The sequence below is a fragment of the Phenylobacterium haematophilum genome, from assembly GCF_014196295.1.
In the GTDB taxonomy this organism is placed as follows: Bacteria; Pseudomonadota; Alphaproteobacteria; order Caulobacterales; family Caulobacteraceae; genus Phenylobacterium; species Phenylobacterium haematophilum.
Genome location: NZ_JACIDK010000005.1, coordinates 179,268 through 191,842, shown reverse-complemented (window position 1 = coordinate 191,842; position 12,575 = coordinate 179,268). Strand labels below are relative to the sequence as shown.

9 protein-coding genes are annotated in these 12,575 nt (G+C 69.1%); all 9 read left to right on the top strand.

The features are described from left to right. Nucleotides 1-25 precede the first annotated feature (25 nt). The 9 genes from GGQ61_RS16820 to metK all read left to right on the top strand — a co-directional run bounded on the left by GGQ61_RS16820 (nucleotide 26) and on the right by metK (nucleotide 12,517). Nucleotides 26-433 (top strand): transcriptional repressor, encoded by a 408-nt coding sequence (locus GGQ61_RS16820; protein WP_183775350.1) that lies wholly within the window; start codon nucleotides 26-28, stop codon nucleotides 431-433. A 72-nt stretch (nucleotides 434-505) separates the two neighbouring features. Beyond that, complete coding sequence (miaB, locus tag GGQ61_RS16815) at nucleotides 506-1,846, top strand: tRNA (N6-isopentenyl adenosine(37)-C2)-methylthiotransferase MiaB (RefSeq protein ID WP_183775348.1); 1,341 nt, start codon at nucleotides 506-508, stop codon at nucleotides 1,844-1,846. After that, on the top strand, nucleotides 1,843-2,796 hold the full coding sequence (locus GGQ61_RS16810) for a PhoH family protein (protein WP_183775346.1): 954 nt from the start codon (nucleotides 1,843-1,845) through the stop codon (nucleotides 2,794-2,796). The genes miaB and GGQ61_RS16810 overlap by 4 nt, the downstream gene beginning before the upstream one ends. Continuing rightward, entirely contained in the window at nucleotides 2,793-3,257 is a 465-nt protein-coding gene (ybeY, locus tag GGQ61_RS16805) for an rRNA maturation RNase YbeY (protein WP_221221083.1), read from the top strand. The genes GGQ61_RS16810 and ybeY overlap by 4 nt, the downstream gene beginning before the upstream one ends. Continuing rightward, entirely contained in the window at nucleotides 3,250-4,122 is an 873-nt protein-coding gene (locus GGQ61_RS16800; RefSeq protein ID WP_183775344.1) for a hemolysin family protein, read from the top strand. The genes ybeY and GGQ61_RS16800 overlap by 8 nt, the downstream gene beginning before the upstream one ends. 1 nt (nucleotide 4,123) lies before the next feature. Continuing rightward, complete coding sequence (gene lnt / locus GGQ61_RS16795; RefSeq protein WP_183775662.1) at nucleotides 4,124-5,707, top strand: apolipoprotein N-acyltransferase; 1,584 nt, start codon at nucleotides 4,124-4,126, stop codon at nucleotides 5,705-5,707. 52 nt (nucleotides 5,708-5,759) lie between these two features. Then, nucleotides 5,760-6,185, top strand: a complete 426-nt coding sequence (locus tag GGQ61_RS16790; protein WP_183775342.1) for a helix-turn-helix domain-containing protein — start codon at nucleotides 5,760-5,762, stop codon at nucleotides 6,183-6,185. Nucleotides 6,186-6,392: 207 nt separating this feature from the next. Then, a complete protein-coding gene (locus GGQ61_RS16785; protein WP_183775340.1) occupies nucleotides 6,393-11,132 on the top strand; it encodes an autotransporter outer membrane beta-barrel domain-containing protein in 4,740 nt (1,579 codons plus the stop codon). Nucleotides 11,133-11,296: 164 nt separating this feature from the next. After that, nucleotides 11,297-12,517 carry a methionine adenosyltransferase gene (metK, locus tag GGQ61_RS16780; protein WP_183775337.1) on the top strand — a complete coding sequence of 407 codons (1,221 nt, stop codon included), beginning with the start codon at nucleotides 11,297-11,299 and terminating at the stop codon, nucleotides 12,515-12,517. Nucleotides 12,518-12,575: the final 58 nt, after the last annotated feature.

Sequence of the window (12,575 nt, the reverse complement as noted above, 5' to 3'; positions counted from 1 at the left end):
CGAGTTGAATACCGAGGAGACTATCGTGGATCGGATCGAAAGCCTCTGCGTCGAGAAGGGCATGCGTATGACCGAACAGCGCCGCGTCATCGCGCGCGTGCTGTCGGCTGCACATGACCACCCCGATGTGGAAGAGCTGTACCGCCGTGCGCACGAGGTCGACCCGCACATTTCGATCGCCACCGTGTACCGCACGGTGCGCCTGTTCGAGGAAGCCGGCATCATCGCCCGCCACGACTTCCGCGACGGCCGATCGCGCTACGAGGAAGCCACCGAGGTCCACCACGACCACCTGATCGACATGAAGACCGGCAAGGTGGTCGAGTTCGTCGACGAGGAGATCGAGGCCCTGCAGGAGGCCATCGCCCGCAAGCTTGGCTACAAGCTGGTCGATCACCGGCTCGAACTCTACGGCATGCCGCTCGACGATTGAGTCGCGATCCGCGCCGCCCCTGCGTCAGGTGGAAAACTTGCGCGGGGGCGTTCGCAACCCCATAACGCCGGCATGACCGGTTCTGCGCCTACCAAGCGCCTCTTCATCAAGACCTACGGCTGTCAGATGAACGTCTATGACAGCGAGCGCATGGCCGACGTGCTGGCGCCGCTGGGCTATGGCGTGACCTCGACGCCGGAGGACGCCGATCTCGTCGTCCTCAACACCTGCCATATCCGCGAGAAGGCCACCGAGAAGGTTTATTCCGAACTCGGCCAGATCAAGCTGATGAAGCAGGCCCGCGCGCAGGCCGGCGGCAAGATGACCATCGCCGTAGCCGGCTGCGTGGCCCAGGCAGAGGGCGAGCAGATCATGCTGCGTCAGCCGGCCGTCGACCTGGTCGTCGGGCCGCAGGCCTATCACCAGCTGCCCGAGTTGATCGCCCGCGCGCACCGCGCGCGCGGCGAGCGCCTCGCCGCCGACTTCGCCGCCGACGAAAAGTTCGACGCTTTGCCCGTCGCGCGCAATCCGGACGGCGTCACCGCGTTCCTGACCGTGCAGGAAGGCTGCGATAAGTTCTGCACCTTCTGCGTCGTGCCATACACGCGCGGCGGCGAGTGGTCGCGACCGGTCGAAACGATCCTGGCCGAGGCCCGCGACCTCGCCGCCAAGGGCGTGCGCGAGGTCACCCTGCTCGGCCAGAACGTCAACGCCTATGCCGGCGAGGGCGGGCTTGCCGGACTGGCTCGCCAGCTGGCGCAGATCGAGGGCCTGGACCGCATCCGCTACACGACCAGCCACCCTGCCGACATGGACGATGCGCTGATCGAAGCCCACGCCGAACTGCCGCAGCTGATGCCGTATCTGCATCTGCCGGTGCAGGCCGGGTCCGACAAGATCCTCAAGGCGATGAACCGCGCGCATACGGCTGAGAGCTATCTGCGCTTGGTCGAGAAGATTCGCGCCGCGCGGCCCGACATCGCCATGTCCGGCGACTTCATCGTCGGCTTCCCGGGCGAGCGCGACGCCGACTTCGAGGCGACGCTCAGCCTGGTGCGCGAGGTAGGCTACGCCGCCTCTTTCACCTTCAAGTATTCGCGCCGTCCCGGCACGCCGGCCGCCGCCCTCCCGGGCCAGGTGGAGGAGGCGGTCAAGGACGAGCGCCTGGCGCGCCTCAACGCCCTGATCGACGAGCAGCAGCGCGCCTTCAACGCCGCCCAGGTCGGCAAGGTGCTGCCGGTGCTGTTCGAAAAGCCCGGCCGCCATCCCGGCCAGCTATCCGGCCGCAGCCCCTACCTCCAGGCCGTCCATGTCGAAGGTCCCGAGCGCCTGATCGGCCAGATCGTGCCGGTCCGCATCGAGACCGCCCACAAGATGAGCCTGGCTGGCGTCCTCGAGATGGAGTCCGCGTGAGCCGGCCTGAGTACATCCCGCTTTCGGACGAGGCCGCCCGCGCGGTGGCCGGTCCCGCCAGCCGCCATGCGGCTCTGATCGAGGACGCCTTCAACGTCCTGATGGAAACGCCGGGCGGCGGGGTCTCCATCGACGGCGACGCCAAGTCGCGCGCCGGCGCCAAGCAGGCGGTCTCCGCCCTGGCCGCCCAGGCCGACTCCGGCCGCGAGGTCACCGAGGCCGACGTGCGGGTCGCCATCGGCAATGCCCGCGCGGGAACCGGCAAGGCGCCGGCCGGCGGTCTGCCCAGCGGCCGGCGCGGCCAGGTCGCGCCGCGTACTCCGGGCCAGGCGCGCTATCTCGACGCCCTCACCAAGTGCGATCTGGTGTTCGGTCTCGGCCCGGCCGGCACCGGCAAGACCTTCCTCGCCGTCGCCCACGGGGCGGGCCTCCTGCTGCGCGGCGAGGTCGACCGCCTGATCGTCAGCCGCCCGGCGGTGGAGGCGGGCGAGCGGCTCGGCTTTCTGCCGGGCGACATGAACGAAAAGGTCGATCCCTACATGGCGCCGGTATGGGAGGCGCTGACCGACATCCTCGGGGCCGAGCAGCTGCGCCGCCGCCGCGAGAAGGGCGAGATCGAGGTTGCGCCGATCGCCTTCCTGCGCGGGCGCACGCTCAGCCACGCCTTCATCATCATCGACGAGGCGCAGAACACCACCCGCCTGCAGATGAAGATGGTTCTGACCCGTATCGGCGAAGGCTCACGCATGGCGGTGACGGGCGACCCCAGCCAGATCGACCTGGTCAACGCCGCCGATTCCGGCCTCGCCCACGCGGTCGGCCTGCTGGAGGGCGTCGAGGGCGTCGGGGTCAATCGCTTCACGGCGCAGGATATCGTGCGCCACCCGATGGTCGAACGCATCGTCCGCGCCTACGACGCCGACGCCGCCAAGAGCGGGCGCGCGATTTGATCGACATCGAGATCGAGGACGAGGCCTGGGTCGCCGCCGCGCCGCAGGCGCAGCATCTCGTCGAGGCCGCCGCGGCCGCCGCCCTGCGCCACGCAGAGTTCGACGTCGACGCCGTGACCATCCTGCTGACCGACGACGAGAGCGTGCGCGACCTCAACGACCGCTTCCGCGGCAAGGACTATGCGACCAACGTCCTGTCCTTCCCGGCCCCGGAAAATCCGGAAGGGCATCTGGGCGACATCGCGCTGGCGTTCGGCGTCTGCGCGCGCGAAGCAACCGAACAGGGTAAGCCGCTCGGCCACCACCTGCAGCATCTGGTGGCGCATGGCGTGCTGCATCTTTTAGGATACGATCACGAAACCGACGCCGAGGCCGAACACATGGAAGGTCTAGAGCGCGTCATCCTGGCCGGACTCGGGGTTCCAGACCCCTACGCGGCTGAGCAGGGAGACCATGGCTAACTCTTCGGACGGGATATCCAGTCCGCCCGAACCCCCTAGTCGAAGCAGGGGGATTCGGGCGTTCTTTCGCAAACTTCGCGCCGGCCGGGCCGAAGCGCCGCCGCCGGGCCCGACCTCGGGATCTAACGGCCTCGTAGAGCAGGCGGCCGCGTTCCAGACCCTCCGGGTCTCCGACGTGATGACGCCCCGGGTCGACATCGTCGCCGTCGAGCTTTCCACGCCCTTCGCCGAGGTGGTCGAGCTGTTCGCGGAATCCGAACACAGCCGCATGCCGATCTACCGCGAGACGCTGGACGATCCGGTCGGGGTGATCCACGTCAAGGATATCTTCAAGCTGCTGGCCGGCCGCGGCCGCCGGCCTGGCCCTTCCGATCTGGTGCTCCAGAAGCTGCGCCGCGACGCGCTCTACGTGCCCGGCTCGATGCGCGCCGCCGACCTGCTGCTGCGCATGCAGGCCGAACGCACCCACATGGCCATGGTCATCGACGAGTTCGGCGGCACCGACGGCCTGGTGACCATGGAGGACCTGGTCGAGGCGGTGGTCGGCGACATCGACGACGAGCACGACGAGGCGGCCGTATCGTCCATCACGCCGCGCGCCGGCGGCGTCTACGAGGTCGACGCCCGCGCGCCGCTGGAAAAGCTGGAAGCTGCGCTCGGCGAGCACCTGGCGCCTGGCGAACTGGACGAAGAAATCGACACGGTCGGCGGCCTGGTCTCGGCCCTGGCCGGCCGCGTGCCGCAACGCGGCGAGGTCATCGCCCATCCGGCCGGCTTCGAAATCCAGGTGCTTGATTCCGACGCCCGGCGTGTGAAGCGGGTGAGGTTCGCGCCGATGACGGCGCCCGCCGGCGAAGAGGTCTGATCTGAAGACGCCGTCTCCCTGGCTCGCGCGGCTGCTGGCGCTCGCCGCCGGCGTCGCGGCCGGGCTCGCCCACCCGCCGTTCGGCCTGCTGCCCGGCTTGCTCGGCTACGCCCTGATGATGCGGATGGCGGAGACGACGGGTCCGCGCCCGCGGCGCTCGGCCTTCTTCCGCGGCTGGCTGGCCGGGGTCGGCTACTTCGCGGTCGGGGTGTGGTGGATCACCGAGGCGTTCCTGGTGGACGCCGCCGCTCATGGCTGGATGGCGCCCTTCGCGCTGCTGCTGATGGCCGGGGGACTCGCCTTGTTCTGGGGTCTGGCGGCGCTGGCCTACCGGCTCGCCGACGTGCGGGGCCCTGCCCGGATGCTGGTCTTCGCCGGGGCCCTGGCCCTGCTCGAATGGGTCCGTTCGCACATATTCACCGGTTTCCCCTGGAACCTCCCGGGCGAGAGCTGGCCCGCAGGCGGGGCGGTGTCGCAGTTCGCTTCGGTGATCGGCCCCTACGGGCTCAGCTGGCTGACGGTGGCGCTCGCCGCCAGCTTCGCCCTGGTGCTGGACGCCGGCTCGCCGCGCCGGCGTTTCGCCGGCCCGGCGCTGGCGATCCTGACGCTGGCCGGTATGGTCGCCTTCGGGATGGCGCGGCTCGCCGGCGCCCCGCCGGCCCGGGCGGACGCGCCGCTGGTCCGCATCGTCCAGGCCGATATCGACCAGAAGGACAAGTGGAAGCCGGAAAACCTCGACGCCATCGTCGATTCCTATGTGGAGCTTTCCGGCGGCCGTCCCGGCGATCCGGTCCCGCAGATCATCGTCTGGCCTGAGGGCGCGCTGCCCGCTGTCATCGACGACCTTCTGGCGCCCGGCAGCCCCTATCTCGGCCGCTTCGCCCAGGCGGTGGCGCCGGGCCAGACGCTGCTGCTCGGCGCCAACCGGGTGCAGTTCGACGCCCAGGGTCAGGCCGACTACTTCAACAGCCTGGTGGCCCTGCGCGGCCTGCCCGGCGGCCTCAAGGTGACCGGCGTCTACGACAAGCATCGGCTGGTGCCCTTCGGCGAGTTCCTGCCCTTCGGCGACTTGGCGACCAAGCTCGGCATCCGCAGCCTGGTCCACATGCCGGAGGACTTCACCGCCGGCCCGCCGCCCAAGCCGATCTCGCCGCAGGGCCTGCCGCCGCTGCAGCCGCTGATCTGCTACGAGGCGCTGTTCCCGCGCTTCGCCGAAAACGCCGCGGCCCGCGCCGGAGCGCGGCCGCAGTGGCTGCTGAACGTCTCCAACGACGCCTGGTTCGGCGCGACCAGCGGCCCCTGGCAGCACCTGAACATCGCGAGCTATCGCGCCATCGAGAGCGGCCTGCCGATCGTTCGGGCGACGCCCACCGGCGTCTCGGCGGTCATCGACGCCCAGGGCCGGATCGTTCCAGGCGCTGAGTTGGGACTCGGGAAATCGGGCGTAATCGACGCTCGGTTGCCCGCTCCACGGGCCCGGACAATCTACAGTTTCATCAGCGAAGCAGGCTTCGCCATGATGTTGCTCCTTTCGCTGGCCATGGTCGGATTTCGACAGTTAGATCGGCGAAGAGAGCGCAATTGACGAGTTGGTCAGGTTTTTGACGCGTCAGTGGAGGCTCGTTTAGGGTGAGCCAATGTCCAAGGACCTCGACAGCGTACCAAACCCGATCGACGTGCATGTCGGTCTCCGCATCAGACTTCGTCGCAAGGAACTAGGGGTCAGCCAGGAGAAGCTGGCCGAAGCGATCGGCCTGACCTTCCAGCAGGTCCAGAAGTACGAGCGGGCGGCCAACCGGGTGTCGGCCTCCAAGCTCTACGAGATGGCGCGCGCGCTCGAGACGTCCACCGCCTACTTCTTTGAAGGCCTCGCCGACACCGCCACCATCGGCGCCGACGGTTCCCCTGGCGGCCAAGCCCATCTGCAGGCCTTCCTGCTCACGCCTGAGGGCGTCGAACTAGCCAGCGCCTTCCCGCGCATCACCCCGCCGCGGGTGCGCCGCCGCATCCTCGATCTGGTCCGCGCCATGGTCGAAGAAGACCCCGCCATCCTCGACGACTGACGCCGGCCGACGTTCGTGACCCTGCCTGACCGGATCCGGGCGGCGCAGAATTGTCAGGCGAAATGCCACTTAAAATAGTCAACTCGACCGATGCCATATTAGGCGTTAGTTCACGTTTACGCTGCGACAGTCCCCCGCGCCGTGCTCCCGGTGGAGGCGTGCGTAGGCCCGCCAGTCCCCCCAGGCCGGCCGCCAGTGGGTGCAGTCATGTCGCGTTCGTACAGCGTGCTTTCCCAGTCCCGTCGGATGGGGCTTTGCCTAACCGTTTCGGCCCTGGCGCTCGGCGCCGCCGCTTGGTCCCCAACCCAGGCCGCGACCTTCACCGCCGGGACGGAACAGCAACTTCGCGACGCCCTTGCCGCCGCCGCCGCCAGTCCGGATGCGCAGTCGACGATCACCTTGACGGCGGGCTTCGCCGTGACGGCTCCGATGACCTTGCCCAACAAGCAGATTCTATTGGATCCGGGTGGCTTTACGCTGACGGGCCTGACCTTCAACGGCACGTCAGGCAGCTTCGTGATCACCGGCGGCGGGATCTTACCATTGGTTGGGTCCAGCATGGCGGCGCAATTCAGTGCGAGCGGCGGCGAGGTGCGCCTGGAAGGCGGCGCCAAGCTCACCGCCAGCGGAACGGCCTTCGTGAGCTCGGGCGGAACGCTGATCGTCGACGGCGTCGGCAGCGTCCTTACAGCTAATGCGTTGGAAGCGGCCAACGGCGGCGCGGCGACGATCCGGATCCGTAACGGCGGGGTCGTCCATGCCCTGACCACCGCCGCCATCGCCATGGCCCCTAACAATACGCTCGACCTCACGGTCAGCGGCGCCGGCTCGAAGCTGATCTTTGATCAGGCCGTTTCCCTAGGTACGATCAACAACGGGTCTAACGCGACCTGGACGATCTCAGATCAAGGCGTGGCCAGCGTCGGGCAGAACCTGATCGTCGGTTCACAGAACTCGGCCCAGCCGACCGCGCCGCGAATCACGGTGACCGGCAGCGGTTCCACGCTCGGCGTGGGTTCGCTGACCTTCTACCGCGGCGAAGTGAGCGTGCTGGATAGCGCAGCTCTCACCACAGGGACGCTCAGCGTCGGGCCGCGAATCAACAACGGGTCGGCCACCCTGCTGGTCGCGGACGCAGGCTCGCGCCTTACCGCGAACGGCGCGGTGACGCTGGGCGCCAGTCCCGGCCCGGGCATTGTCACCCTGGCCCGAGGCGGCGTGCTGGAGGCCAACAGTTCGTTCACGGTCGGCGCCGCCACGGCCGTCGGCGTGCTCAACATCGGCGGCGGCGAGGCGGCTGCCGCAGTTGATGCCGGCGTGCTTGACACGGCGACGGTGACGCTAGGAGCAGCTGGCCGCCTCAACTTCAACCACACCGGGACTGACTACGCGTTCGCGCCGACCATCGCCGGCGCTGGGACGATCAAGGTTGCGGCCGGGACGACCCGGCTGACCGGCGACAGCTCGAGCTTCACGGGAACGACGTCCCTGGCTGGCGGCCGGCTCGATGTCGACGGCAAGCTGGGCGGGAACCTGACCGTGGCGGCTGGGACCACCCTCGGCGGCTCGGGGACCCTCGGCGGAGACGTTACGGTCACCGCCGGCTCCATCGCGCCTGGGAACAGCCCGGGCACGCTGACCATCGCCGGGGACCTGAGCCTCGATCCGGCCTCGATGCTCGAGATCGAGTTCGGGGAATCAAACGTGGTCGGCGGGCCGATGAACGACCTGATCAAGGTCGGCGGCGACCTGCGCTTGGACGGCACGGTCAATGTTACGGTGACCGCCGGAGGGGTGTTCGACGCCGGCCTCTACCGGATCGCCTCCTACGGCGGAGCTCTGGACAATCAGGGCCTGACCATCGGCGCGACGCCGCCCGGCTCGACGGTCTCGGTCCAGACCGTGATCCCGGGTCAGGTCAACCTGATCAACACCGGCGGCATGCCGGTCAACTTCTGGGATGGCGACGGCGGCGCCAGCGCCAACAACGGCCGCGTCGACGGCGGGGCCGGGACCTGGACCAGCGCCAGTCTCAACTGGACCACCGGAACCGGCGCGGTCAACACCGCGTACACGGCCGCGGACCTCCTGATTTTCGCCGGCGCGCCGGGCGCGGTCGGTGTGGGTACGGTTACGACTAACGGCGGCGTGCAGTTCGCCGTGGACGGCTATCGGCTTAGCGGGGGCGCCATCACGCTGTCGGGTGCGGGGCGGATCTTCCGGGTCGGCGACGGCACGGCCGACGGCAAGAATTTCGTGGCGACCATCGACTCGCCTTTGGTGGGCGCCAGCGCTGGCATCACCAAGACCGATCTGGGGACGCTGATCCTGAACGGCGCCAACACCTATGGCTTCGTCACCAACGTCAACGCCGGGACCCTGCTGATCAATGGCTCGGTGGCGGGCGGCGGATCGGCGCTGGTCGTCGGCGTCAATGGGACCATCGGAGGAACCGGCACGTCCCGCGGCGGCGTCGTCAACGGGACCCTGGCGCCCGGCGGGCTGACCGCGCCCGGCGCTCTGACCATCAACGGTCCCCTCACCCTCGGGGCCAGTTCGATTCTGCGCTATCGCCTGGGCCAGGCCGACACGGTCGGGGGATCGCTCAACGACCTCACGGTGGTGAACGGCGCCCTGACCCTGAACGGCACGCTCAACGTCACCCAGAGCACGGGCGGCAATTTCCTTAAGGGCGTCTACCGCCTGATCGACTACACCGGCGTCCTGACCGACAACGTCCTCGACGTCGGCACGCTGCCGGCCGGGTTCACCGGGGTGATCCAGACCTCGATCGCCAACCAGGTGAACCTGATCGCCTCAGGCGCGCCCCCGGCCGGGCCTGGCGGCGGCGGCGAGCCGCCGGCTCCGCCCCCGACCTTCAACTTCTGGGACGGCGCGGGCGGCGCGGACGGTGCGATCACTGGCGGCGACGGCGTCTGGAGCGCCAGTCCCGCCAACTGGACCACCGCCAGCGGCGCGGCCAACGGCGCCTACACTGCCGACGCCTTCGCGATCTTCGCCGGAACCGCCGGCACGGTCACGGTCGATGGCTCGGAAGGTCCGATCACGGTCACCGGCCTGCAGTTCGCTTCGGACGGCTATCGCCTGACCGGCGACGCGGTGACCCTGTCGGCTGGCGACAATGTCGTCCGCGTCGGCGACGGCACGACCGTGGGCGCGACATTCGTCGCCGACATCGCCTCGGAGCTGACTGGCGCTGGCCTGCTCAACAAGGAGGACGGCGGCATGCTGATCCTCACGGGCGAGAACAGCTATTCGGGCGGCACCACGGTCAGCGGCGGCGTGCTGCAGATCGGCGACGGCGGCGCGAGCGGCTCGATCCGGGGCGACGTGAGCAACGACGGGACCCTGGCCTTCAAGCGTTCGGACGACGTCAGCTTCGGCGGCGTGGTCTCGGGAACCGGGATCTTGGCGCAGCTGGGCGCCGGCGTGCTCAGCCTGACGGGCGACAGCTCGGCCTTCGCGGGCGTCACCGAGATCCGCGCCGGGACGCTGGCCATCGACGGCCAGCTGGGCGGGGTGACCAACGTGCTCCCGGGCGCGCGGCTGATCGGTTCCGGCCAACTCGGAGGGCTGGTCAACCAGGCGGGCGGCGTGGTTTCGCCGGGCCGGGGCGGCGTCGGGGTGCTGACCCTCACCGGCGACTACGCCGGGGCCGGCGGCGTGCTGGAGCTGGACGCGACCCTGGCGGGCGACAACGCCCCGGCCGACCGGCTGGTGGTGCGCGGCGCGACCTCGGGAGTCACCCCGGTCAAGATCAACCGCCTGGCGGGCGGGACCGGCGCCCTGACCGAAGACGGCATCCTGCTGGTGCAGGTGGACGGCGCCTCGGCGCCGGGCGCTTTTGCGCTGGCGCAGGGCGACTATCGCCGCGGCGACGAGCACGTGCTGGTGGCCGGGGCCTATGGCTATGTCATGCGCCGCGATGCGGTGGGCGGTGACTGGCGTCTGCGTTCCAACCTGGAGCCGAGCGAGATTCCGGGCTCGCCGGCCGACGCGCCGCTCTACCAGCCCGGCGTGCCGATCTACGAAGCCTATCCGCAGGCGCTGCAATTGCTGAACGGCCTGGGCACGATGCGCGAGCGCACCGGCGCTCGGCAGTGGTCGGGCCAAGCGGGCGTCGGCGTCTGGGGTCGGATGGAGGGCGGCCGCACCAAGCTCGCGCCCGACGCCAGCACCACCCGCGCCGACCTCAAAGCCGACCGCTGGAAGCTGCAGTTCGGGGTCGAGCCGCTGGCGGGTGAAACGGGCGGCGGCGTGATCAGCGCTGGTCTGACCGGCTATCTCGGCGGAGCCAAGACCAAGGTCGCCTCGCCCTATGGCGGCGGCGACATCGAGACCAAGGCTTATGGGGTCGGCGCCAACCTGACCTGGATCGCGGCCGGCGGCGGCTATGTCGACGCCCAGGTCCAGGCGAGCTGGTTCGACAGCGATCTGAGCTCCAGCCTGCTCGGACGCCGCGCCGACGGCCTCTCTGGCGAGGGCCTGGCGGCTGCGCTGGAGGCCGGCCATGGCTTTACGGTCGGCGGTCTGCGGCTGACCCCGCAGGCGCAGCTCAGCTACGCCAAGGTCGACTTCGACAGCTTCACCGACGGCTTTGGCGCGTTGGTGGCGAACGACAAGTCCGAGAGCCTGATCGCGCGGGCGGGCCTAGGCCTCGACTATGCCATGGCCGCGGGTGGAGGCCTCTACGCCGTGGCCGATCTCAGCCACGAGTTCCTGGACGGGAGCGCCGTCGACGTCTCCGGCGTGCCGGTGTTCAGCCGCCTGGAGAGGGCTTGGGTCGGCCTGACCGCGGGTGGGACCTACGCCTGGGGCGAGGGGCGCTACACGCTCTACGGCGAAGTCTCCGGCGACACCTCGCTGTCCGGCTTCGGCGACAGCTACGACGTCGCCGGGACCGCGGGTTTCCGGGTCCGCTTCTAGGATCGAGGGCGCAGGCGGTCCTCCGCCCGCACCCTTTCGCCCGCGACTTGCTATCGCGTGTGGAGCGACGCGGCTTGCGGGATATAAAGATTTCCTTATAGGTTCCCGCGACGTCCAAATGGGGCCGCCCTGCGCCGCGGCCTGCCCGTTACCGGAGCTACCTCTTGAGCCGTTCCTCCTACATCTTCACCAGCGAAAGCGTGTCCGAAGGCCATCCGGACAAGGTCGCCGACCGCATTTCCGATACCGTGGTCGACGCGTTCCTGTCGGTGGAGCCCGAGGCCCGGGTGGCCTGCGAAACCCTCGTGACCACCAACCGCATCGTGCTGGCTGGCGAAGTCCGCGCGGGCAAGCCGGGCGCCTCCAAGGCCGAAAACAAGGCCATGACCAAGGAGATCCTGGCCGGCCTGGAGCCCAAGGTTCGCGCTGCGGTGAAGGATATCGGCTACGCCCAGAAGGGCTTCCACTGGGAAAAGGCCAAGTTCGCCAACTACCTGCACCCGCAGTCCGCAGACATCGCCGTCGGCGTCGACTCGACCGAAAAGAAGGAAGAGGGCGCGGGCGACCAGGGGATCATGTTCGGCTACGCCTGCGACGAAACCCCGTCGCTGATGCCGGCCACCCTGCAGTATTCGCACGACATCCTGCACAAGCTGGCCGAGGTCCGTCATTCGGGCGAGGCCGACTACCTCGAGCCGGACGCCAAGAGCCAGGTCACCGTGCTCTACCAGGACGGCCGCCCGGTCGAGATTCTGAAGATCGTCGTCTCGACCCAGCACAAGAAGAAGATCGGCGACCACACGGTCAATTCGAAGCGCCTGGCCGCGGCCATCAAGCCCTACGTCGAAAGCGTTCTGCCGAGCGGCCTGGTCACCAAGAAGACCAAGTGGCACGTCAACCCGACCGGCCGCTTCCTGATCGGCGGTCCGGACGGCGACGCCGGCCTGACCGGCCGCAAGATCATCGTCGACACCTACGGCGGCGCGGCTCCGCACGGCGGCGGCGCGTTCTCCGGCAAGGACCCGACCAAGGTCGACCGCTCGGCCGCCTACGCCTGCCGCTACCTGGCCAAGAACGTCGTGGCCGCGGGCCTGGCGCGCAAGTGCACCATTCAGATCAGCTATGCGATCGGCGTCTCCGATCCGCTCAGCTTCTACGTCGACCTGCACGGCACCGGCCAGGTCGACCCGGCGAAGCTGGAGCTGGCCCTGCCGCAGATGATCGGCGGCGCCACGCCGCGCGCCATCCGCGAGCACCTCAGCCTCAACCGTCCGATCTACGCCCGCACCGCCGCCTACGGCCATTTCGGGCGCCAGCCGGACAACGAGGGCGGCTTCTCGTGGGAAAAGACCGATCTGGTCGACCAGCTGAAGAGCCTGGCCTGATCCACATCGGGTTTGGAATATCCGAAGGCCGTCGCGCACTCGCGCGGCGGCCTTCGTC

Coding starts and splice junctions, on each gene's coding strand:
- miaB (WP_183775348.1), top strand. CDS start 506: ATGACCGGTTCTGCGCCTACCAAGCGCCTCTTCATCAAGACCTACGGC.
- GGQ61_RS16790 (WP_183775342.1), top strand. CDS start 5,760: ATGTCCAAGGACCTCGACAGCGTACCAAACCCGATCGACGTGCATGTC.
- GGQ61_RS16785 (WP_183775340.1), top strand. CDS start 6,393: ATGTCGCGTTCGTACAGCGTGCTTTCCCAGTCCCGTCGGATGGGGCTT.
- GGQ61_RS16800 (WP_183775344.1), top strand. CDS start 3,250: ATGGCTAACTCTTCGGACGGGATATCCAGTCCGCCCGAACCCCCTAGT.